Below are 22,044 nucleotides of genomic sequence, written 5' to 3' on the forward strand. Positions count from 1 at the left end.
AAGTTAACGCAAGGTGTACAATTTGATCAGCAGGGAAGAGTTGGAGTTTCTAATAAACCTGCTGGACAAATACCCGCTCGAAAGCATTAACAACATAGCTAAAAAAGAAAACATCATCTATGCAAAGCTCAAAAAGCTCTTTGACAAATATTACGGACCATCCAAAAGCGTCACTGTATCTGCCTCCATAAGCATAGCCAAACTCGGCCTCATGAGCTACGTGGCATTTCTATCGGTTCCAAGAGAGAACATAAAACCCACAATCGCCAAAATGTACCGCAACCCTTTCATTCCCGTTGCAGTTCCGTTTTTTGGTTTTATAAATGGGGTTTCCACAGTAATGTACATTCCTCTAGAGCAGAGGGACAAAATAGACGAACTGCTGTCAAGGTATTCCCCAAATTATGAATACTACGAGGCACATGCTTATCCTCCAAGGAAAGTGGAGTTTGGGAAGTGGGAGTTTAGCTATGACTACGCCCTCTTGCTCGATATCTTAAAAAGAGATGCAAGAACACCGATGAAGGAAATAGAAGAAGCCCTAGGAAAAAAGAGACCAACAATAAGGTACATGATAAACAGGCTCAAGGAGTTAGGAATACTAAGGGGCTTTATGACCGTGGTCAACGAAGAAGCCTACAACAGAGGGTTCTGTGGAATAGCAAGATCTCTCAGCAAAGAATTTTTAGATAAGTTCAAAGAGCATGAGATAATGATCGGGGTAATAAAGCCCGCGGGCTATCTCATAGAATGGTACTTCTCAAGTGAAGAGGACATATACCAAAAAATTCTTGAATTCAGTAAGTACGTTGATAGGTTTGGCATATACTATTTTGACATGTTTGATTTCGGGATAAGGGGATTTTCGTTTTCCAAAGCAGTGAAAAAGGACGGAAAAGGGTACCACTCTATTCTGGATTTTGATTAACTTTAATCCCCAAAAATTCACAGTATTCTATACCATGGATATCTCCAGATGCTTGATATTCAAGCGCCCTGCAGTCGTGGCACGTGTATTTAAATGGACACGAGCGACAGAGAGTTATATTATCTTTGGTGAGTGTCCAAAACTGATTTAGAACTTTTCTTCTAGGCAGGTACCAGAGTTTATCCTTTCTTATGTTGCCAACCACGAAATTCCTCAGCAAGGGGCAGGGAGTTATGTAACCATCTGCAGCTATAGCGATCGTACCAGCCAAGCAACTGTGGTACTTGTTTGGAGAGGAAGGCAAGAGCTTCTTAACCTCAAACAGGTTAAACTCAACGTTTTTTAGTGAGCCCGGAAAAAGGATATCCACATAAACTTCTCCAGGAAACTCAACTTTTTGCTGAAGAAGCTCAGTGTATTCCGTATACCTTGCCATTATCAGTGCTCCATGAGCCCATTTTAGATGTTCCAGTTCCGAGAGAGCATCTTCCGAATATTCCATCTCCACTATCACCTTTAAGCCTTCCACCGGATCAAGGGCATCGATGTCTTCAATTCTAATCGTGGTAAAAACATCTCCAGGAAAGCTTGCCGAGATATGCCTTGAAATTTCAATTAACTCTTCAACTTCGTCATAGTTCACCAAGTATATCTCCCGACCGCCCAGTCTTGTAAACTCTTTAACCACCCTTTCAATTTCTTCTATCCCTATTTTCTCGTCTCTCAAGATGAACCTGTTGTTCCCTATGCAGCCGAGAGAACGGGGAATACCACAAATCTCCGAGAATTTTCCTTTTCCACTGCCTAGGCTTAGAATAATCCTTTCCAGTTTTCCATTATGGGATTTATAGCTCCACGGCGGCTTTGCCACAGTTGCAATCTTTAATCTATTGACACTAAACTTCCAATGATCGCTACTATCCATCCCAACCACCGTAAAGGGATTGTGTTTATGGTTGATATACTTTTTCTATTCATATTTTATTAACCACTAAGCAGAGTAACACAAATCTGTACACTAACAGCGACAAAAGATTTAATAACTTTTAATTACTAAATTGGTATGGAGGTGAGAGAATGCAAAAGCCAGTTGAGTTGATACTTCCAAAAATTGAAAGGCCCATTTTTATTGAAGGATATCCCGGGATTGGGCTCGTGGGACATATAGCCGCTAATTTTATAGCAAAAGAACTCAACATGGAAATGATAGGCTACGTGGAGAGCCCGTTTTTACCACCAATGTCTCTAATTCTGGAAGGCAAACCAAATCCGCCGTTAAGATTCTATGGGAAGGACAATATTATCATAGCCGTTGCAGATATATACATTCCTCCAACCTTAGTAAACGAGATAGCAAAAGAAATCGTTGGCTACCTAAAAGAAAACAATGCTGAGAAGGTAATTTCACTTGGCGGCATGGGGATTGGCTTTTTCAAAGAACAAATGGAAGTCTGGGGCGTAGGTGGGAGTGAAGAGGAGAACAAGGATTTGGAAAAATTGGGGGTCAAGATACTGAAATACGGCTCCATAATGGGGATGAGCGGAAAGCTGTTGTGGGAAGCGAGTAAAGAAAGACTCAAAGCGTATGCCCTTTTGGGAGAGACCTTCGGCGATAGACCTGATCCAAGGGCAGCAGCAAATGTAATTGAGATACTCAAAAACCTCGCCCCAATAGAGATTTCAACAGAGCCTTTACTCAAGGAAGCGCAGATGATAGAGGAGCAGCTAAGAAAAATGCACGAACAAATGGAGTCCGCTAGAAGAAGGGCTGAAAAAGAATACGAAAGCGTTTATCTGTGAGGTGAGAGTATGGAACTCCTTGTACTTGGTGGGATAGCCCGGAGAACCCTTGATCAACTTTTAAGAAACCCTTATAGAACAGTAGAGGTGAGGAGTGCAAGAAACGTTATTGTCACTCGAAAATTAAAGCCAGGAGAAAGGGTATTCTTAACCTATGAAACCCCCCAAGACATAACTCGCGGAACAGAGGGGATAATAGCAGAAGTGTTAAAGATAGAAGAGATGGAACAGAGAATACCCTGGGAAGAGAGTGATGAGCGGGAAATTACCGTATGCAGAATACAGCTAAGGCTTGTGGGACTGGGGAAGGTAATTGAGGTCTCAAGCGAAGACAACGCAATGAAAGTAAAAGTTAGAGAAATGCTTCCACAGGAAATGGCAATGGGCTAGTCAAAAAGAGTTTTTTGCCTTCCCCTTTTGGATTTTCCTCTTTTTGGAGGGGTCAGCTTTCTAAACTCCAACCCTTCTTTTTCCAAAAGTTTTTTGGCACCGGAAGTTAGAGAGGGAGCAACCAAAATGCCGCGCACTTTTTCATGCTCTTCCCTCATAGCCTCGACATATCTCTTTAACTGGCTGACAGCATGTAAATCAGCCCTCCTGCGCTTGAGCTCAAGGATAACAATGTTTCCCTCTTTGTCCACTCCAAGAACGTCCACGATTCCATGCTTTATGGGCTTCTCTTTAAATAACGGTTTAAAGCCGTCTTCAATAAGCGAAGGGTTCTCAAAGATTAGATCCGCCATTTCAGCTTCACTACCCGTTAATGCTAACTCCTCATAGTCTTCCGCCTGAAAATAGGATATAAGGTAAACGTTAAGGAGCTCCACTTCAAGAATTTCCCGAGGCTTTCGCCGGATGCTCCTTAGGAATATCTTGTCTTCTTTTACTTCAAGCCCGACAGAGCTCCCAGGGGGTTGCCAATTGACAGGCTCTCGCTTTTCCTTTTGGTGAATTAAAAAGGAGCCATCAGGCTTTATTAATATAACCCTATCACCCGGGCCGAGTTCACTCTTGGCCCTTCCATCGTAAAAAACCCTACAATGGGCAAAAATATTTACTATAGCCTCTTTTGAAAGGGCCCGGTTGAAAATATCCACGATCTCTTCGTAAGTTGGGTTCAGCTTTGCCTCTACTTTCATGGATCCTCAAAGGAAATTTAAAAAAGAGTTTAAAAAGTTAAAGGGCTAATCCTCAATTCCTTTTTCAGTGATCCTAAACGCCGCTTCTCCTTCAGGTAGATGTGGAGAGTCTATAAGTCTTGCAACCCTCTTTCCGGCCTTTCCTTTCCTTAAATAAACCCTAACAGTGGCGGAGTGTGCCAAGATATGACCACCTATTGGTCTTGTTGGATCGCCAAAGAATGCATCAGGTCTCGCTTGAACTTGGTTGGTAACGAATACTGCTATATCGTAAAGGTTGGCCAAACGATGGAGGTCAGCTAAGTGCTTAGCGAGCTTTTGTTGCCTCTCTGCTAATGTCCCCCTCCCCACGTATTCGGATCTAAAGTGTCCTGTGAGAGAATCCACGACAAGAAGTTTAACCGGTCTGTCGCTTGCAGCCTTTTGTTTGATGATTTCCTCCGCTTTTTCTACAAGGAGCATTTGATGGTTGGAGTTAAATGCCCTAGCAACGTAAATGTTCTTTAATACTTCCTCTGGATCCATACCCCTGTTTTCTGCTATTTGTTTTATCCTCTCTGGCCTAAATGTATTCTCGGTATCAATCCAAATCACACTCCCATTCAAGCCGCCCTCTTCTGGGGGCTTTTGGACGAGAACAGCCAATGTATGGGCTAATTGGGTATTATGGAGTATCAGCCCGTTTGGTGCAACAAAGTTGTGAACCTCTGGAACCACAAGATCGTAGACGTAGTCATTGTATTCCACCAAGCTAACGCTCTCAACTTCGTAGAATGAGAGCTTCCTAGCTAAGGATATCACCTCAAGTGCATGCCTTGCTATTTCTCTTAGGTATTGAATTTCAGATTTTAGCGCGGATATAACTTTAGCTCTTAATTCTGTATCTTTAGGAATCCCCCGGTAGCGGTAATTTTTAATTTGACCTTCTGTAAAACCATATTTTTTGAGGACTGTCCATGAAAATGGTAGCTTTGGTTTATCAGTATTGCAAAGTTCTTTTTCAGCACGCTCAAGCTCTGCAAGGGCTTTTTTAAAGTACTCTTCTATTTTCTCTAACGTCTTTTCAGTAAACCAAACTTCCTTTGAACGTGTTAGCAGGTGATATGCCGTCTCACCTTCTCGTTTAGGCAACTTGAAGTGTGAATAAAGTTTTCCTAGGTACCGTGCAAGCTGTGGTGGATACCTCCCAATCCCTCCCGAATTAAATCCACCAACTTTAATTTTTGACTTTTTAATCACATCCTCAAGCAGGCTTCTGTCTTCACCAGTTATATAAAGCCTGTAGTACGTCTTCCCTTCAATGAGTTTCTCTGAAACCGTGGGGGTTATTCCCAAACGCTTTAACAGGAAAACTAAGCCATCTGCAAGTTTTTTGCTTTTTGTTGATAACTCTACAATACTGCTAGATATGTATCCGTCACCATCCACATATCCGGCTAAAAATGCCATCAATGTTGTTTCATCTCCATTGAGAATTACATCCGGAACTTCTTTTGTGCTTGCGTCACTCTTCGCTAAGTTCCCAAGTACCCTATCTACCGTGCTCTTTCTTATAAGAATCCTATAAAGCCCCCTTCTCGTTTCTACCGTTGGAGTGTAACCGTCTTTGCTTTTTAGGTACTCGACGATAAAGTCCTTGATAACTTCAGAGCCTGTTGTTATCGAAACGGGGTTTGCTGTACCTTCAGCCACAAATAGACCCAAAAAGTATGCATCATCCTCATCAATAGTCAAAGAATTTGCTGGTACTTTCCTAACCCCTACAAGCACATCTCCCCTTTTGATTTCTCCAGCCTTTATCCACTGGAACCCATCCCTAAATACCAACACAGGGTGAGGAAGTGTTACTTTAATGTTGATCCCAGTTGAAAGCTTAAGTTCCACAAGGTTTGAGACCTTCTCCCGGTAAATGTAACTTGCCTTTGTCCTTTTTACTTCTCCGCTGTCAAGATCAAAGGCGTAAACGGCCACAGTATCCACTGGAACAGCGAAGCCATTGTCAAATGGAACTTCGCCATTTTTGAGTGCATACTTTGTATACATTTCCTCTATGCTCTCAAAATGCACTACTGTGTCATTTTCGTAATAGATTGGAGTGTCCTTTGCAAAGCATTTTCCACTTCCAAATTCTCCAAATACCTCGGAAATAGCCTGTGTTTCAATTCCACCGCCGAGAAGCTTATCCAAGGACTTGCTTCCGGTAGTAATCTTGCCCACAACAGCTCTCTTTTTTAAATATTCGTCGGCACGCATAAAGGTCCCGATATTGGCAGCTTCTCTCGCGGCTTGAATGATCTTTAGAGCAGCCCCTTCACTTATTCCAGCAAGCTCCTTTAGTTCCAAGGGAGATGCAACAGCTATTGCTTCCAAACTATCATAACCTGCCTCCCTAAGCTTTTCAGCAGTTGCAGGTCCAACTCCGGGGAGATCTTCCAAGCTTCTTATTTCCTTCTTTTTGGTTGCTTCTTTATTTGCTTCAATTGACAATTCTTCAAGATCGTCAAGCTCTTCAAACTCTTCAAGCTCTTTAATTTCATCCTCAACTTTCTTTTTTCTCGCCATAGTTACCACCCATAAGCATGATTCTACATAGTAGTGGATTCAAAGTGCTTATATATTTTTCCCATGCCCGAAAAAAGGACTTAAAGGCTGAAAATTAAAAAACCATTGATTAGTAAAGCCAGAATGCAAAAATAAAGGCATTAAGTTTGAGATTTCCAGTGGAAATGAAACTCTACTTTGCAGACTTGATAACCAACAGCTTTGCACCTTCTGGAATCGGCTCATCAAGAGGTGGCATGAGGTGAATTTCTTCTTTTGCATAACCAAGAAGGAACAAACCCTTGGAGTATAGGATTTTGAATGCCTCTCCAAAAGCCATTCTATCCATCTCGGGGAGTCTTAGAGAAGTTATATCGTATCTCCCGAGGGCTGTTGTTATCTCATCTATGACCTGACCTCCTCCCCGCCGTGAAGGACGAGGCTTTCAAAAGAAAAAAAGTAAAGCAATGCAAGATTATCGCAAGCAAAACCACAGCTAATACAAGAGCGAATATTTTGCTCCTTTTTAGCTTTATCCTTATCTTCAAAAGCCTTCTAACTAACGGAACGGGTATCATTGCATTAGAAGTTAAGGTCTAACCTTAAAAAGCTTCACTTTCCAGTGGAAATAAAACACCACAATTTTGGATAATGATGATTGATTTGACACGTCAATGATTAAAAGTTCCAGTGGAAATAAAGCTCTTTTTCCATACTTATCTAAGCGTTCATAAAATCATCTAACAAACCCCCAGAGTTTCATTTCCACTGGAACCTTGTTTTGAGAAATGGACGGATTTTGCGAATGAAGAAAATGTAAAAAGCATTTAAAAAGGCATTTAACGTTTACAAATATTGATTTGTTCACGATGCTTAAATGATAAACGAAGGATAGTTATTATCTTTACCATTTATTCGTGTCATATTTGAACAATGTTCATAGATAGGTATATATATCCAAAAACACAGAAATAGTGGGAGTGTTTACACCAACTTTAATAACAAAAAGGTTGGTGTTTTGCGCCGCTTCCACAGGAAATGAAACTCTGGGGGGTTAAGTCTCTGTTTAACAATTAACTTTTTGGTAAACATTTTCGTTGAATTCAATGCACATCTAAGACCATCACTGTTCTTATTTTGGAGTACATCTATGTTCATTATATCCTCCATAGGAAACAAGAAATGGGTTGCTCAGTGCTTGTTAATTGTAAAATTCCCATGTGGCTTTTGTATTCTTCATGGGCATTGCTTCCATTGGAAGAGTGAGTTTAAATACTTCAAAGTTCAACTTCATATGGTGGTTCCTGTGGAAGTACTCAAATGGTTGGAAGAAGGACATGACAATGCGAGGGATATAGTGGACCTTCCTTGGAAAGTGACAAAAAAAGCAGAAGGGATTTATTTGGCAGAATACCCAAAAATTCCCTTTGTTCTCAACATAGTAATAACTGATGAGTTCGTTCACCTCATAGTTCCTCTCGGATTAGAAACATTCGCCTTAGAACTGCCGGAGCGCTTGAAAGTTTACCATACCCTCTTGTTGCTGAACGATAGGCTAAATCTGATAAAGTTCTGCATAACTGGGATAAATGAGGAGATAACCTTGAGGGTTGACTTGGACAGGAAAACTCTTGGAAAAGGGGAATTTAACGATGCTCTTACAAGTCTCTTGATAGGTTTGAATCAAGTAATAGCTGCCTTGGGACTTGAAGAAGAGTTCGCTAGGGCAGTTTTTGAGAGAGTTGCAATGATGGTGCTGGAAAGACTTGAAAAGGGTGCCAAAAAAGAAGAAATTCTGAACTTCTTGGTAGTTAAGGTCGGGATGGATCCAAAAGATGCCGAGGAATTCTTGGAAAAGATAATTGAGACTAAAAGCCCGAAAGAGGATATTGGTTACTTTTAACTACCCTTCAATTTTCAATTCCATCAGCCTTCTGCACAAGTTCCAGTGGAAATGAAACTCTTGATGTATGTCCTTCTTGAAGATTAACTTCAATTCGTTTAGCCCAGTTTTTCCCCTAAATTCGCCAAACAAAAGCACGTTGTTCATTTCTATAACACCAAAAACTGCCGCCAAATTGAAGATTAGGGTCCTCAGCTGATAGCCGGTTGCGTAGTGTTCGCTTAGCTCTTCGTGGGGATATTCAAAGAGAAAATATTCAACTCCTTCAAGTTTTGCTATGTCAGTCATTGCGATATCTGCCGTTAAGAGAACTACGAGTGCTGGGGTGTTTTTATCGAATTCCTTCAAGGTCTTTATTATCAGTTCGTCGTTTGTGTTTGCCTTTTCATCAATGCTTTTTACCTCTATTATTTTGTCTTTTATCTTTTCGTATTCTTTTAGGGCTATGTACGCAGCTTTCCTCGATTTCTTCATCCTCCTGTTGCTAAATTCTTGGAGCAAATGCGAATTGTGGAGAATTTTCCTCAGCTCTTTTAGTTGTGCTGGTTTGTACTTGAAGTTCATTGAGTTTTCTATTTCCTTCTTTACTAAATCCACTATTGCTATCTGGATTCCCTCCGCTCCCTTGAGCTTGGATAAAAACGCATGGTACAATAGGTTGGTATCCGGGGCAAAGATTATTCTTTTCGTGAGGCTCTTATATGCGTTAAGCTTTTCTTGGAACTCATCAATGTTTGCGTAGTTTACGATTCCACTGGAAAGGAAGCACTCATAAAAGTCTCTGTATGTGGAAAGATCATATAGATACCTTTCTTTTCCTCGAAGTACTTTATGAAATTCGTCTTCTTTGGCTAACACTCTTATTTTGTACCTTTCTCTGTAGGGAAACGCCTCTAAAAGCGGAATGTTGTAGAGGGGGCTGCTCACTCTTATTCTGCCTCTCATCTGGATTAAGTTGATGAGTATCTGGAGCTCTGGCTTCTCTATAATCTTTTCCATCTTCTGCCCTCCATAAAGTCCTTTAGTTTTTGGATATGCAGAGGGATCATCATGTAAGGTCTATTTGCGTATTCCAAGTCTCTGAGTGAGAGGTAGAAGAGGTGTTCCACTTCCAGTGGAAGTGCATGGATAGCAGCCCCAGCCACTAAGGCTTTCCTTCCAGAGGTTATGTCAACAGAAACCTCATACCCTTCTTCTTTCAGCTTTTTGAGGAGTTCTCCTATCTTCTCATCCGCCTCGAGAAAGTTGTCTTCCTCTATTACCACCCATTCTATCTCCGGAGAAAAGCCGTATTCACTGGAAATTATCTTCAGGGCTTCAACGGCTTTGGGGAGTTTTTCAGAATAGATATCTTCCAGAAAGATGTAAATCTTGTCTGGCCTATAGCCCTGCATAACCACGGCATAATAGGAGTTTATCATGGCCCACGTTGACCTTCCGAGCATTGTGATGTATGCCTTCATAGGCTCCACTTTAATCTATAAGAATGAGCCCATACAAAACACTTTCGGAGAAGTCGAGCTTGACTATTTTTGAGAGCTCTATCCCCACGGCATCTATTGAGGGCCTTACCTTACTTGGCATTTTGCACTCTCCACTTCTTTCGAATTCACACTCTTCACAGAGGTTGCAGTTTCCCGGAAATAGTGCTGTTGCATAGAAGTTCCCACTTTTGAACAGCTCTTCTTCTCTCTTCAGAATATAATCCAACACCTTTCTCTTTTCTTCTTCAAAATTCTCGAAATTGACCTCAAACTTTATCAAAAGTGCCTGCTTATAATGTTTTACCAGTTCCTTCGTTTCCTTCCATGGAGGAGCATAAGGTGGGCAGGAAGGGCTTTTTCCATAGACTGGGCAACTTCTGCACTTCCACACTGGTCTTGGTGAAACAATAATTTCCTCTGCTGCTATCTCTTTCTCCCAGATTACCCTCATAAAGGAAAAATTGAAAAATCTCAATAAAAATTTAATCCATCAGGCGGCCTCCGTTAACATCAACGACTTCCCCAGTTATGTGGTCATTTTCTAGCAGAAAAATAACCGCATGAGCTATATCTTCTGGCTTGGCTATCTCCCCGGTTAATGAAAGCTTTCTTAGCCTTTCTCTCATCTCTTCATTTATCATATCAGTTGCGACAGGTCCTGGGGCAACGGCATTTACTAAAATGTTCGGTGCCAAATGCCTCGCGAGATTAAAAGTGAGTGCTATCAACCCTCCTTTTGATGCTGCATAGTGGGTTCCTACAGTTCCCCCGTCTTTACCGGCTATTGAGGCTATGTTGACTATTTTGCCTTTCTTCATGTATTTGAGGACTTCTTGCGTAACTATGAAGGCTCCCTTTAAGTTGACCCCCAAAACCTTGTCCCACTCTTCATCGCTTATCTCTATTGGGTTTATTGTCTTTCCAAGGATTCCGGCATTGTTGATTAGGATGTCAATTCTTCCAAACTTCTGGATAGCTTTTTCTACCATCTCTCTGACTTCTTCCCTGTTGCTTACATCTGCCCTGACTACGAGGGTTTCTACACCATAAGCTCTGCACATTTCTTCGGTTTTCTTTGCGTTTTCTTCATCCTTTGCATAGTTTATGATTACATTACATCCCTTCTTTGCCAGAGCAACTGCAATTGCCCTTCCTATTCCCCGAGAGGCCCCGGTCACTAAAGCCACTTTTCCTTTCAACTCCATGTCGATCACCAAAATAGATTTGGGAAAGTGCCATAAAAGCTTTATCAAGTAAAGGAACAATGCCGAAATGCTTTTACGTTCTTAATCATAATATTGAAACATGAAAACCATTCAAAGTCATTCAAGGAAAGAACGATTTTGGAAAGATTAACCCTCAACCTAAAACCTGGAGCAGGCAAGGAGGATTTAGAAAAGGCCCTGAAAAGGGCACGTAATTCGATTTGGGGGCTTGTTGGAATGAGAGAAGGTAATCATTTGTATCTCAGCTTAACGTAGAGATTGACACCACTCTGGAGGGCTGCCAGGGAGTTTAGGGTTAGGAATACCCAGTCCCCTATTAGATACGAATAGATTGCGAGCAGTGTTGAGGCAGTAACGTAAACCAGAACAAACTCCAAGTTTAGTGGACATCTCTTGTTTTTGATTGTTTCCCATGTTTGGGGCACCCAAGAACTCACGAGAAGAAGCATGCCTATGAGTCCCACGAGTTCCTTCATTTTATCACCTCCCTCTCTTGCACCGAGGACTATTAACACTGTTTAAAAAAGATTGTGGACTATTACAGGTGTATTCCTAAAAAAGAAAAGCGCAAAATAATCAAAAGAATGTCAATACTTTAATTCGGAGGCGAGTTTTGAGGTTGCCCATGTTTTAACGTCTTCATCGAGAATATCGTTAATAATCTTAAACGCCTCCTGAATCTTTCCCTCTCTTGCGAGGGCTAATGCCACCTCAGCCTGTATTTTTGACCTGTTGGAGATATCTCTTATAAGTCCGGCTATTTTTAAAGCTTCGTCTGGTTTACCAAGCCCAAGAAACTCGAAAGCCAGGCTCATGAGGGCTTTAGTGATACTCTCATCGTTTTCAATTTCAAAGATAGCTTCTATTGTTTGGTTGAGAGCATCATGGTAGTCTCTTCCCTGCTTTGCCATCTCTACCGTTAGCATTGACATTGACTTTGCCCTTATCCCCTTGTCGGGAATCGACTCTGCAATTTGAAGTGCGTTCTCAAAGTCACCTCTCTTTATGAGTTTTGAGACGGTTTCGTAAAGGGCCCGTGACTGGTACCATTCCTGCATGCAAACACCAAATAAGTTTTGCATTTGGAAAATTTAAGCTTTCCTACATCCCAAGAATAACGTATATTCCAAGGAGTATCAGCAATGTTCCTGCAATCATTGAAAGCTCTCTGGACTTTTGGACTATTCTCTGTGAGATTGATTTGCTCTCCGTTATGCTTCCGACCGTGAAGAGTATTATGAGCAGCGGGAGGACAAAGATGATGTTGTAAAGTGCCAGGAGGATCAGGGTTAGGCTTCTCCCTACTTTGGATATAAGGATTGCATATGCCAGATAAGTTCCCGAGGAACACGGGAGGAGTGTAAAGGATATTATGATGCCGAGAGAGAAAGCTCCAAAGAGGGTTGCTTCCCTGCTGAATATGCTTTTTCTAACTTCTTTCTTCTTTGCTATCCTGCTTTTTTCCATATAGCCGGTTACAAATGTGTAAGCGCCGAATGCTATTGAAACCACTCCTGCGACCCATACCGGGATTGTCTTCGTAAGTATCACCAGACCAATCCCGAGGAGGTAGTATGAGATGTAAACTGCAGCAACAAAGGCCAGTCCAACGGCATAGATTCTTCTTTTGGAGATGTTTTCTTTGAGGGATAGGGCTATGAGAAGCATGGTGTAAATGACGAACGTACAGGGGTTTATTGAATCAGCACCTGCCAGTGCGAGTAGAGGGTAGATTAAGTTCTTCAACCCGAGAATTGCCAATATCCCCGCTGTTAATCCAATTGAAGACAAAATTATCAACATGAGGGCCTTGATTTCAGACCTCACTCGGCTCACCATTGGTGAAAATATATTCAAGCTTATTAATGATTTCGGTCTGGTTTTCCGGGATTAGATACGTCTTGTCAGTTATAAAAAGGACTCCCTCAGCTTTTTTGGCTTCTTCGACAAGGTCGTCGGCGTAGTCCACTGGAAATTCTCCGTTCACTATTGCATAGAGCTTTCCTTCGTAGAATACTCCTATTACCGGAACGCCAGTTACTCCAAGGATTTCATAGAGCTGTTCAAACATCTTTCCGTTATGTTCGTTTCCCTGCAACTCGTAGTATGTTAAAGCCTCTTCCCCGAAAAACTCTGGAATATCTTCTTTCATTTTCTTACAGTGGGGGCATGTTGCCAGTCCGTACATGTAAAAGTGGAACTTTGCTTTATCTAGTGTGAACGTTTCTGTTGCTGTGCTGGGGGACGATGAAGATGAGGGATTGTCAGATATACACATGCTGGTAAGCACTACCAGTACAAGCAGCAACCCCGTTAGAACTTTTTTCATGAAACTCACCTAATTCGGGGATATGCTTTGTGGGTTATAAATGTTTAGAGATGTAAATTTTTTGGCACGCATCTTTTTAAGAACTTCCAAAATAGATGAATGGTGGTGAAAATATGGGTGACGTCGAGAAAGCCCTTCAAACTTTTTATTCGATGAAGTTGAAGGATATAATGCCGTCGATACCCTCGATGCCAATTGTTACTGCTGATTCTCCTATCGTTGATGTGCTTAAGCTGCTCAGGACAAGACACCACGTGTGGGTTGTAAACAACAGGGATGAAATGAAGCTTGAGGGGGTTATACGGTATCTTGATGTCCTGTCTATTCTCCTTCCGCCGGAGAACACAAAGGCAAGGCTGGGCAACATAAGTGCAGTTTTTAAATCCATTCTAGGAGGGGCGGAAAAAGCGGCTGATGTCATGGAGCGCAATGTAATGACAATAGACGAAGATGCCACAGTTCTAGATGCCCTTACAAGGATGAGAAGGTACAAAGTGCAAATCTTGGCGATTGTCGATGAAAACAATACTCTGAAGGGAGAAATAAGCCTGAGGTTGCTCATTGACGAGTTCCTAAGACTGATGAAGGTAGGTGGTGTGCAATGGCTCCAGAGTGGATCCTCTTCACCCTCGGAGTAGCCCTTATCTTTGGAAAGATTGGAGATCATTTAATGGAGCGCTTTGAGCTTCCCGGAGTTTTGGGCGAGATACTGATGGGCATGATATTGGGGAATCTGATATATTTTGGTCTGATAAAGCCCGAATACCTTACCCTTCATTCAGATGAAACCTTTGAATTTCTTGCTCGCTTGGGCATAATTTTTCTCCTCTTCTTGGGCGGTCTTGATACGGATGTTGAGATGCTCAAAAAGACCGGTGCTGTTGCAACTGTTTCTACCCTCACGGGAGTTTTTGTCCCTCTGGTTCTTGGGTACTTTGGACTCAAGCTAATGGGATATCCTTCTAGGGAAGCATTTGCTGGGGGAGTTCTACTAACGGCAACCAGCATAGGAATAACTGTTAGGGTAATGATGGATCTCGGGGTTTTGAGGAGTGATGTCGGAGCGGCTTCTTTGAGTGCGAGCGTTATGGATGACTTCCTTGGAATAGCTTTGATCATCTTCGCAGTTGGTACTGGAAGCATTTTAGGATTAATAAGCAAGATGGCTGTCTTCTTCATTATCACGGGTTTAGTTGCGTGGTATACGATAGAAAAATACATTCGCTTTTCAGAATGGCTGCATGTGGAGAAAGGAGTCCTTGGCATGGTGCTCGCTTTGATGTTTCTCTTCTCTGCTTTGGCGGAGCACTGGTTCGATGCTGCTATAGAAGGGGCTTTTATGGCTGGCCTAGTTTTATCAAAACTTCCAGAGGGCAAAAGGATAATGGAAGACGTGAGGGCAATAGCCTATGGGTTTTTGGTCCCTGTGTTCTTCGTGTACACCGGGGCGATGCTTGATTTAAGGGTTTTTACCAGCTTTGAAGCTCTTTCCCTTGCAGGGGTTTTAACCACAATTGCAGTTATTGGAAAAGTTCTCGGCAGGGGAATAGGGGCTATGATTATGAGGTGGAGCGCTAAAAAGTCCCTCCAGATGGGTATTGCTTCAATCCCAAGGACTGAAGTGGCGCTTGTTGACCTTATGGTAGCAATTCACGGAGGCGCAATCCCAGAAAGCGATGCCCCAAAGTTCATTGCAGCTACGCTGATTTTCATAACTGTTTCTGTTCTAATAACCCCACCGTTACTCAAGTGGGCGTTTAAAGAGGAAGTTGAGGCTATGAAGCAAGGAAAAGCCGAGAAGAGAGTAGAGGCAGTGCAGGAGACAAGGAGAAGAATATCAATATTGAAGAGACCAAGGAGGAATCGCTAAAATACCCGTGCATATCCCCATTTTTTAACGCTTGTTAAGATTGAGGTTTCCGTGCTCTTTATTCCTTCGATTTTTCCCAGCTTTTCTATTAGAAAGCTCTCAAGTTCTTGGAGGTCTTTCACGGTTACCTGCATTAATACGTCGTGTGCTCCGGTGGCTATTCCCAAAACATCAACTTCCGGAAGTTTGGAAAGCTCTTCAACGGCTTTTTTGATTTTGTTGGGCTCGATGTCAACGGCTATAAACGCCACTATGTTGTAGCCCGCTTTGAAGGGGTTTATTAAGGCGGCGAACTTTCTTATTACTCCTTCTTCAATAAGCTTTTTTACCCTAAGCCTTACGGTTGATTCGGGTATTCCTATTCTCCGGGCTATCTCGGAATAGCTCATCCTCCCGTCTTCTTGAAGCAACCTTAGGATGTTTTTATCTGTTTCATCCAATTTCATTTTGTTCACCTAATTAGCATTTTATTTAAATATTATACTGTTGAATTTTAAATGTTTTGTGGTATTTTTGTCAGATTACGCAAAATTTGACCGAAAATGCTATTAATTTCAAACGCATATTTAATTCGGTGGGAGAATTGAGAAAGGAGGAAATTATAGAGCGATATTCACGAATCTTTCCGAAGGCTTCCCGTGTAACCTATGCCCCAATAGTTGCGGTCAAAGCTAAAAACGCAAAGGTGTGGGACATTGAGGAGAGGGAGTACATAGACTTTTTAAGCGATGCAGCCGTTCAAAACGTTGGTCACAACAACGAGAAGGTTGTCAAGGCAATAAAAGAACAGGCTGAGAGGCTTATTCACTTCACTTTTATCTACGGCTTTACACTTGAGCCCCTTCTACTCGCGGAAAAGCTTGCTGAAATTTCCCCAATTGAAGAGCCAAAAATAGCCTTTGGTTTAAGCGGAAGTGATGCAAACGACGGAGCAATAAAGTTTGCCCGGGCTTATACCAAAAGGAGAACCCTTTTAAGCTATCTTAAGAGTTATTATGGCTCAACTTACGGTGCATCAAGCATAACTGGCTTGGACTTTCACGTGAGAGCGTTGGTGGGAGAGCTTAGCGACGTTCACTACATTCCTTATCCGGATTGCTACAGATGTCCCTTTGGAAAAGAAAGAAACTCGTGTAAAATGGAGTGCGTCGAGTATATCAAGGCGAAGTTTGAGGGAGAAGTTTATGCAGATGGTGTTGCCGCTTTGTTTGCCGAACCGATTCAAGGCGATGCCGGAATGGTCGTACCTCCCGAGGATTACTTCAAGAGGGTCAAAAGAATCCTCGATGAGCATGGGATTCTTTTAGCTGTAGATGAAGTTCAGAGCGGTCTTGGGAGAACTGGGAAATGGTTTGCCATAGAACATTTTGGAGTTAAGCCGGACATAATAACCGTAGCGAAGCCCCTTGGTGGTGGCTTGCCAATAAGTGCCGTAGTTGGAAGGGCTGAGATCATGGATTCTCTTCCCCCTCTAGGGCACGCCTTTACCTTAATCGGAAATCCCGTAGCGAGCAGGGCGGCTCTTGCCGTCATTGAGGAGATCGAAGAAAAAGATCTCTTGAAGAGGGCGGAAAAGCTTGGAAGCTATGCTATGAAACGACTTGGAAAGATGAAAGAGGAGTATGAGCTAATTGGCGATGTGAGAGGAAAAGGCCTTATGATAGGAGTTGATTTAGTTAAGGACAGGGAGACTAAAGAGAGGGCATATGATGAAGCCAAGAAGGTCGTCTGGAGGGCTTATGAGCTTGGATTAATCGTTGCTTTCCTACAAGGGAACGTCCTGAGGATACAACCTCCACTAACGATTGAGAAAGAGACCCTCGATGAGGGCCTTGATAAGCTTGAAAGAGCAATAGCCGACGTTGAAGAGGGCAGAGTTGGGGATGAAGCTTTGAAGTTTGTTCACGGCTGGTAGCTTTTCTTTTTCTATTTACTGCTCTTTTTTGGACATTGGAGCACTTTTTGCTTCCCAAAAATTTATAAAATGCTTTTCTTTCGGCGGGAGAGTAGCAAGGTGAGGAAGATGAAGAAAAAAGTAGCCACAAGCATGCAGGCAAGAAAGGCATCCCTAATAGCCCAGAACACCCAAATGCCTAGGTGGTTTTATGCCTTCGTGCCCTTTAAGATAGCCACAGGTGGCTCTTCTCAAGTCGTTCCCCTCTATGCTATGCATCTCGGCGCTGGGGCAGGAGAGATAGGACTATTGAACGCACTCTCGACCTTTGCCTCCACTATAGGGACGATATTCTGGGGCAGATTGAGCGATAAAATGCTTAAAAGAAAAGCCTTTATTTTAATGGGTCTTTTAAGTACTTCAATCTTTCTGAGCCTGTTGGCGTTTGCAGGGAGTTTTTGGGATCTTCTTTTAATCAACGCGGTCTATTCATTTTTCTTAGCTTCCACTGTTTCGATACCAGTTGTTCTCCTCTTTAGAAACGTGAGAAAGACAAGATGGGACGAGGCTGTAGGGAAGTTCAACAAAATCGGTGGCTGGGCGTGGGTTGTGGGGCTTTTAGTAGGCTTCACGCTCATTAGATTTTTAAGTTTTAAGCAACTCTTCCTTCTCTTTGCTGTAGTAAACGTTCCGGGGTTTGTTATAGCTTTGAAAACGATCAGAGAAGCTCCGGTTTATCTCCATAGGGCTAACATAAAGCCCCTTGTGACCCAGGTTATTCAGAAGGGTCGTTATCTTCCGAACTTTATCATTCACTTACTCTTCTGAAAGCCTCGTCCTTTAGGGCGGGGATGCAGTATTCGGAAATTTAACCACTCAAATAGAAACCCTTAAATACTTTGCAATATAATAAGGCCTCGAAGAGGCCACTGAAAACAAGCCCAAAGCAGGGGTTTCACGTTACCACTCCGCTTGGAGTGGTTTGGACGCCGACAGGCGTCCTCTTGAGAACTGCCCAAGTGGGTGGACAGAAAACTAAGGTTTGGCCTCTAAACCATAACCCCGAACCGCTTTGCGGTAGGGGTAACGGGCACAAGACCGTGCCCTCGGGCTGAACCGAAACCGGCAACGGGAGTAGGGAATGAGTCGCCCGTAAACCTTCCCGCTATTGGCGAGGGGTTAGCTCGTTGGAACCCTCACCGTTCACGGCGGGGAGGAGGTCAGCCACAAAGTTGAGGGTTTCCTCAAAGTTCAGTGGCTTCTATCTCTCTTCCCTCTTTTTCTGGGTGTCATTGGGTATGTATGCCACTCAACTTCCGGTATTTTTAATAAAGAGCGGACTTACGGGTCAAGAGGTCTTCGGATTGGCGCTCTTAAACTCCTCAACTTCGGCGATGCTCTATCAGAGGGTTGGGCTAAAGCTTAAATCCAAGAATCCAGCCTTAGCATTAATGCAAGGATACCTCTTTAGAAGCATTGGGGTTCTCTTATTGCTGCTTCCCTTTAACGTTCCTTATGCTTTGCTCATCTCAGCCGCTGGAAGCTACGTTCTCTGGGGCTGCTCTTGGTCTTACATAAGCGTTTCATCAACTTCCCTCATAGGGAGGATGAGTTCTCCAAAAGAACAGGGGAGCGTTTTGGCAACTGCAAACTTGATAAACTCCAGCGGATTTGTTTTGGGAAGCTTGGCTGGAGGTTTTGTGGCATCACAAATGGATTTTACCTTAAACTTTGCCTTGGCATCTTCAATGAGCCTTTTGGCGGTGGTTCCGCTTTTCAGCATAATAGGTCTTTCGTTTGTGTCCCCATTCTCAGTTCTTCCACAAATAAGGAGGAAAAATTAATGTATCTCTGCATTCCCGAGCTTTATGTATCTCCCATGCCTTTTCACGAACTCCAAAAAGCGTTTGTATGTTGGATGGGTACTTAGGGTTTCGCTGTCGCCAATTGCAATCAGCTTTCTCTTTGCCCTTGTTAGAGCAACGTTAAGCCTTCTCAGATCAGTTAAAAATCCCAGTTCATCTTCCTTGTTTGACCTGACAAAAGACAATACTATCACTTCTTTCTCCCTTCCTTGGTACCCATCAACCGTGTGAACTTCGATTTCTTCTCCTACTAAGGAGCGTATCAAATCCACCTGGTCGTCGTAGGGTGTAATGATCCCTATCCACTCTTCTTTAACTCCCATTCTAAAAAGCTTCTCCACTATCTCTTTAACCAAGAGTGCCTCAAGCGGATTTTCTCTTGAGGTTGAGCCTTTCCTCTGCCTCTCCCACTTGTCTCTTCTCTCCGCTGTATCGACAAAAACGAGCGGCTCTTCTCTTTTCAGAATTGAGTCCCAGGGCTCTCCGAAAAACGGTTCTCTAACTTTCAGGTCAGCCAGAGTTATGTTCTTCACGCTTTCATCCGCTTTTATTTTGCCATTGTAGAACTCCCTGCTCGGAAACTCCATGAGCTTCTCGTTCATCCTGTACTGTATTTCGAGCATCTTCGCTTTCTCTGGGTAAAGATCAATGAGCTTTTCAAAAAGCGTCTCGCTGAGCTCCTTTGCCTCTTCGCTTAGAATTGTTGGGGGTAGCTGCTTATGATCTCCCGCAAGGACGAAGCGTTTTGCCTTTGCGATTGGAATTAAAACACTCGGAATTGTTGCTTGGGATGCTTCATCTATTATCGCAACATCGAACTCCACATCCCTTATGAACTCAAGAGCTGCAGAGGAGTTTGTGCTCAAGATCACATCCGTCTTGTCGATTATTTCTCTGATTATCTCCTCCTCTATCTTTCCGGCAAACTTGTAGAGCTTCTGCACCTCTTCGTTTAGCACTATCCATTGAGCCATCTCCTTAACATCCTTTGCGGGGACTCCCCTTGCCCCTCTGCCCTTCTCGGCCAGCTTTAGGATCTGCTTGTTGGTTAACCCTCTTCTAAGGCTTGGTGTAGGTTTCTTGTGTTGATCTCTCATCATGGCCAGTCTCTCTGCTTTATTTCTAAGCTCTCTGACCCTTCTGTATCGCTCGTGGCTCTCAACCTGAAATGCAAGGGTTGATTCCTTCAGGTGCTTTGAGACTCTCGAAGGGTGGCCTAATCGAACGAGCTTAACCTTTCCCCAGAGTCTCTCCACGAGGTTGTCAACTGCGACGTTGCTCTCAGCTGTTGCGAGAACTTTGCTTCCTCTCTTGACTTCTTGGAGGATGAGCTCTGCAAGAGTTCTCGTCTTTCCAGTTCCAAAGGGGCCATGGATTAAGAAGAAGTCCTCACTACCAAGGGCGAGATTTATAGCTTTTCTCTGTGTGGGGTTGAGGTTTTTATCGAAAGGTTCAAATTCTTGGGGGATGCTCTTCATGGGTTTTTCTTGTTTTAGGATGAGCTTCAAAGCTTTAATGCCATTTTCGCTGAGGCGTTTTAGGTTCTCTATCTGTCTTCTAAAGGTTACATCGTTTGCGTAGAGGTCTATTCTAACGTTTCTCAAAGCCCAGGAGGGAACTGATTCCAAGGCGATAACAATAAACCTGCTCCCCTTTTCAACAACGGTTCCAACAAGGTCACTCATTAGAGGATTTCCTCGGCTTATGAGGACTAAATCTCCAACGCTTATCTCTGTTTTAAATGGCTCCTTTCTTCCATACTTGACGAGCTTAAAGCCGAATTCCTCACCGATTATCTTTCCATTGAGGTTTAAAATAGCTCTACCAAGCTTTTCTCTCTCGTAACCCCTAAGCCTGCGCATCTCTTCGCGCATTGCCTCTATCTCAGCCTCTCGCTCAAGCTCGACAAGCTCGATTAGTTTTGCAATGTAGCTTTTGACGTGCATGATCCATCACTGGACGTGTAAAACTCTTGTAGAAGAGCGTTTTGGTGGGCCCGCGGGGCTTCGAACCCCGGACCTCCCGCTTATCAGGCGGGCGCTCTGACCAGGCTGAGCCACGGGCCCATTGTTTGGTGCCCCGGCCGGGATTTGAACCCGGGTCGCGGGATCGAGAGTCCCGCATGATTGACCGGGCTACACCACCGGGGCGTCGATGTTGATAACCAAAAATTAATTTATAAATCTTTCGATGCTCCGCTCGCATGAGAGTGCTCATTTACTCTTTGGCATTCTTCCAAGTAGACCTCCAGATATTTTATGAGCTCCTTAATGCTTGGCATAACAATGTCGGGTTTTACTTTGCTCTTTTCGATGTCCTCGAGTGTATTAACCCCTGTGAGCACCATTATCCCTTTGGCGTTTATTCTCTTAGCAAACTCTATATCTGTGTCCAACCTATCCCCTACAATCCAGATTTCATCGGCGTTCAGCTTCTCTTTTACAACTTCAAAAACTGGCTTGTTGGGCTTGCCAATTATTAAGGGTTCCCTCTCTGTTGCAGCTTTTAGAGCGGCAATTATCGAACCAGCCCCGGGCAAAATGCCCTCTTCGCTTGGGTAAGTTGTGTCGGGGTTAGTCCCTATAAAGAGCGCACCATTTCTTATGGCCAAACAGCCGTATTTGAGCTTTTCGTAGGTCAGCTTTGGATCAAGACCAACTACAACGTATTTTATTTCCCTCCACCGTTCCTTTGCGTTTTCAACGCTTATTACGGGCCAGCCTATTGATTTTATCTCTTCCAGAAGTCCTTCTCCACCGATTACAAAAACGTTGCCCCTCTCAAAGTTTCTGCTCAAATACTTAGCCGTTGCATAACCGGAGGTTATTATTTGCTCTTCCTCAACGTCAATTCCCATCTTTTGGAGCTTTTCTTTGTACATTCTTGCATTTCTTGTGGAGTTATTGGTGAGAAAAATGAATGGGATTTTATTCGCTTTTAAAAACTTGATAACCTCATTTGCTCCTTCAATGGGTTCTTTTCCCCTGTAGATTACCCCGTCCATGTCAAAAATGATTCCGATCATAACTAGCACCAAGAAAGAAAGGAAAAGAGAGTTTAAAAAT

Annotated in this window: 25 protein-coding genes and 2 tRNA genes; 9 read left to right on the forward strand and 18 right to left on the reverse strand. The window is 43.1% G+C overall.

Annotated features, from left to right (window positions below):
- The first annotated feature begins 13 nt into the window (after window positions 1-13).
- The gene (locus OCC_RS05230) at window positions 14-928 is read left to right on the forward strand and encodes an Lrp/AsnC family transcriptional regulator (RefSeq protein WP_148290411.1); all 915 of its coding nucleotides are present in this window, start codon (window positions 14-16) and stop codon (window positions 926-928) included.
- Here OCC_RS05230 and OCC_RS05235 read toward each other — a convergent pair.
- Window positions 909-1,853: an SPASM domain-containing protein gene (locus tag OCC_RS05235; protein WP_004069940.1), complete on the reverse strand. Its 945-nt coding sequence runs from the start codon at window positions 1,851-1,853 to the stop codon at window positions 909-911. The genes OCC_RS05230 and OCC_RS05235 overlap by 20 nt on opposite strands.
- 152 nt (window positions 1,854-2,005) lie before the next feature.
- Between OCC_RS05235 and OCC_RS05240 the strand changes: the two genes are divergently transcribed.
- Complete coding sequence (locus OCC_RS05240) at window positions 2,006-2,728, forward strand: proteasome assembly chaperone family protein (protein ID WP_004069941.1); 723 nt, start codon at window positions 2,006-2,008, stop codon at window positions 2,726-2,728.
- 9 nt (window positions 2,729-2,737) lie between these two features.
- Window positions 2,738-3,118 carry a DUF473 domain-containing protein gene (locus OCC_RS05245; RefSeq protein ID WP_004069942.1) on the forward strand — a complete coding sequence of 127 codons (381 nt, stop codon included), beginning with the start codon at window positions 2,738-2,740 and terminating at the stop codon, window positions 3,116-3,118.
- Here the strand turns inward: OCC_RS05245 and nucS are convergent.
- The 4 genes from nucS to OCC_RS12585 all read right to left on the reverse strand — a co-directional run bounded on the left by nucS (window position 3,115) and on the right by OCC_RS12585 (window position 6,986).
- Window positions 3,115-3,867, reverse strand: a complete 753-nt coding sequence (gene nucS / locus OCC_RS05250) for an endonuclease NucS (RefSeq protein ID WP_004069943.1) — start codon at window positions 3,865-3,867, stop codon at window positions 3,115-3,117. The two genes, OCC_RS05245 and nucS, sit on opposite strands and share 4 nt — an antisense overlap.
- 45 nt (window positions 3,868-3,912) lie before the next feature.
- Window positions 3,913-6,429, reverse strand: coding sequence for a DNA repair and recombination protein RadA (radA, locus tag OCC_RS05255; RefSeq protein WP_004069944.1), 2,517 nt, complete (start codon window positions 6,427-6,429; stop codon window positions 3,913-3,915).
- 172 nt (window positions 6,430-6,601) lie between these two features.
- The gene (locus OCC_RS12240; protein ID WP_004069945.1) at window positions 6,602-6,748 is read right to left on the reverse strand and encodes a hypothetical protein; all 147 of its coding nucleotides are present in this window, start codon (window positions 6,746-6,748) and stop codon (window positions 6,602-6,604) included.
- 61 nt (window positions 6,749-6,809) lie between these two features.
- Entirely contained in the window at window positions 6,810-6,986 is a 177-nt protein-coding gene (locus tag OCC_RS12585) for a hypothetical protein (RefSeq protein WP_020953679.1), read from the reverse strand.
- 728 nt (window positions 6,987-7,714) lie between these two features.
- Between OCC_RS12585 and OCC_RS05260 the strand changes: the two genes are divergently transcribed.
- Window positions 7,715-8,311, forward strand: coding sequence for a hypothetical protein (locus OCC_RS05260; protein ID WP_020953680.1), 597 nt, complete (start codon window positions 7,715-7,717; stop codon window positions 8,309-8,311).
- On the opposite strand, the gene OCC_RS05265 is transcribed toward OCC_RS05260, so the two are convergent.
- The 8 genes from OCC_RS05265 to OCC_RS05300 form a co-directional block, all read right to left on the reverse strand.
- Window positions 8,312-9,310 (reverse strand): PIN domain-containing protein, encoded by a 999-nt coding sequence (locus OCC_RS05265; RefSeq protein ID WP_004069948.1) that lies wholly within the window; start codon window positions 9,308-9,310, stop codon window positions 8,312-8,314.
- Window positions 9,295-9,774, reverse strand: coding sequence for a hypothetical protein (locus OCC_RS05270; protein WP_004069949.1), 480 nt, complete (start codon window positions 9,772-9,774; stop codon window positions 9,295-9,297). The genes OCC_RS05265 and OCC_RS05270 overlap by 16 nt, the downstream gene beginning before the upstream one ends.
- 10 nt (window positions 9,775-9,784) lie before the next feature.
- Window positions 9,785-10,246, reverse strand: a complete 462-nt coding sequence (locus OCC_RS05275) for a DUF2284 domain-containing protein (protein ID WP_004069950.1) — start codon at window positions 10,244-10,246, stop codon at window positions 9,785-9,787.
- Between the two features lie 31 nt (window positions 10,247-10,277).
- Window positions 10,278-11,000, reverse strand: coding sequence for an SDR family NAD(P)-dependent oxidoreductase (locus tag OCC_RS05280; RefSeq protein ID WP_004069951.1), 723 nt, complete (start codon window positions 10,998-11,000; stop codon window positions 10,278-10,280).
- Window positions 11,001-11,251: 251 nt separating this feature from the next.
- On the reverse strand, window positions 11,252-11,497 hold the full coding sequence (locus OCC_RS05285) for a PQ-loop domain-containing transporter (protein ID WP_004069952.1): 246 nt from the start codon (window positions 11,495-11,497) through the stop codon (window positions 11,252-11,254).
- 111 nt (window positions 11,498-11,608) lie between these two features.
- Window positions 11,609-12,079 carry a hypothetical protein gene (locus tag OCC_RS05290; protein WP_004069953.1) on the reverse strand — a complete coding sequence of 157 codons (471 nt, stop codon included), beginning with the start codon at window positions 12,077-12,079 and terminating at the stop codon, window positions 11,609-11,611.
- A 43-nt stretch (window positions 12,080-12,122) separates the two neighbouring features.
- A complete protein-coding gene (locus OCC_RS05295) occupies window positions 12,123-12,848 on the reverse strand; it encodes a cytochrome c biogenesis CcdA family protein (protein ID WP_004069954.1) in 726 nt (241 codons plus the stop codon).
- Window positions 12,838-13,350 carry a hypothetical protein gene (locus OCC_RS05300; protein ID WP_004069955.1) on the reverse strand — a complete coding sequence of 171 codons (513 nt, stop codon included), beginning with the start codon at window positions 13,348-13,350 and terminating at the stop codon, window positions 12,838-12,840. Before OCC_RS05300 ends, OCC_RS05295 begins: the two co-directional genes overlap by 11 nt.
- Window positions 13,351-13,463: 113 nt before the next feature.
- Between OCC_RS05300 and OCC_RS05305 the strand changes: the two genes are divergently transcribed.
- Both OCC_RS05305 and OCC_RS05310 read left to right on the forward strand, forming a co-directional pair.
- Window positions 13,464-13,988, forward strand: coding sequence for a CBS domain-containing protein (locus OCC_RS05305; protein WP_004069956.1), 525 nt, complete (start codon window positions 13,464-13,466; stop codon window positions 13,986-13,988).
- Window positions 13,952-15,220, forward strand: a complete 1,269-nt coding sequence (locus OCC_RS05310; RefSeq protein ID WP_004069957.1) for a cation:proton antiporter — start codon at window positions 13,952-13,954, stop codon at window positions 15,218-15,220. Before OCC_RS05305 ends, OCC_RS05310 begins: the two co-directional genes overlap by 37 nt.
- Here OCC_RS05310 and OCC_RS05315 read toward each other — a convergent pair.
- Window positions 15,217-15,666, reverse strand: a complete 450-nt coding sequence (locus OCC_RS05315; RefSeq protein ID WP_004069958.1) for an Lrp/AsnC family transcriptional regulator — start codon at window positions 15,664-15,666, stop codon at window positions 15,217-15,219. The genes OCC_RS05310 and OCC_RS05315 overlap by 4 nt on opposite strands.
- A 137-nt stretch (window positions 15,667-15,803) precedes the next feature.
- Between OCC_RS05315 and OCC_RS05320 the strand changes: the two genes are divergently transcribed.
- From OCC_RS05320 to OCC_RS05330, 3 genes are all read left to right on the forward strand, one after another.
- Complete coding sequence (locus OCC_RS05320; RefSeq protein ID WP_004069959.1) at window positions 15,804-17,135, forward strand: leucine/methionine racemase; 1,332 nt, start codon at window positions 15,804-15,806, stop codon at window positions 17,133-17,135.
- Window positions 17,136-17,243: 108 nt separating this feature from the next.
- Window positions 17,244-17,942 (forward strand): MFS transporter, encoded by a 699-nt coding sequence (locus OCC_RS05325; RefSeq protein WP_004069960.1) that lies wholly within the window; start codon window positions 17,244-17,246, stop codon window positions 17,940-17,942.
- A 470-nt stretch (window positions 17,943-18,412) separates the two neighbouring features.
- Window positions 18,413-18,958 carry an MFS transporter gene (locus tag OCC_RS05330; RefSeq protein ID WP_171814835.1) on the forward strand — a complete coding sequence of 182 codons (546 nt, stop codon included), beginning with the start codon at window positions 18,413-18,415 and terminating at the stop codon, window positions 18,956-18,958.
- On the opposite strand, the gene OCC_RS05335 is transcribed toward OCC_RS05330, so the two are convergent.
- The 4 genes from OCC_RS05335 to OCC_RS05350 all read right to left on the reverse strand — a co-directional run bounded on the left by OCC_RS05335 (window position 18,955) and on the right by OCC_RS05350 (window position 22,004).
- Complete coding sequence (locus OCC_RS05335) at window positions 18,955-20,925, reverse strand: IGHMBP2 family helicase (RefSeq protein ID WP_004070078.1); 1,971 nt, start codon at window positions 20,923-20,925, stop codon at window positions 18,955-18,957. The genes OCC_RS05330 and OCC_RS05335 overlap by 4 nt on opposite strands.
- Window positions 20,926-20,967: 42 nt before the next feature.
- Window positions 20,968-21,045: transfer RNA gene (locus OCC_RS05340), tRNA-Ile, on the reverse strand.
- 6 nt (window positions 21,046-21,051) lie between these two features.
- Window positions 21,052-21,129, reverse strand: a tRNA-Glu gene (locus OCC_RS05345).
- Between the two features lie 26 nt (window positions 21,130-21,155).
- Window positions 21,156-22,004, reverse strand: a complete 849-nt coding sequence (locus tag OCC_RS05350) for an HAD-IIA family hydrolase (RefSeq protein WP_004070076.1) — start codon at window positions 22,002-22,004, stop codon at window positions 21,156-21,158.
- Window positions 22,005-22,044 lie beyond the last annotated feature (40 nt).

It is taken from the genome of Thermococcus litoralis DSM 5473 (assembly GCF_000246985.2).
GTDB lineage: Archaea > Methanobacteriota_B > Thermococci > Thermococcales > Thermococcaceae > Thermococcus_A > Thermococcus_A litoralis.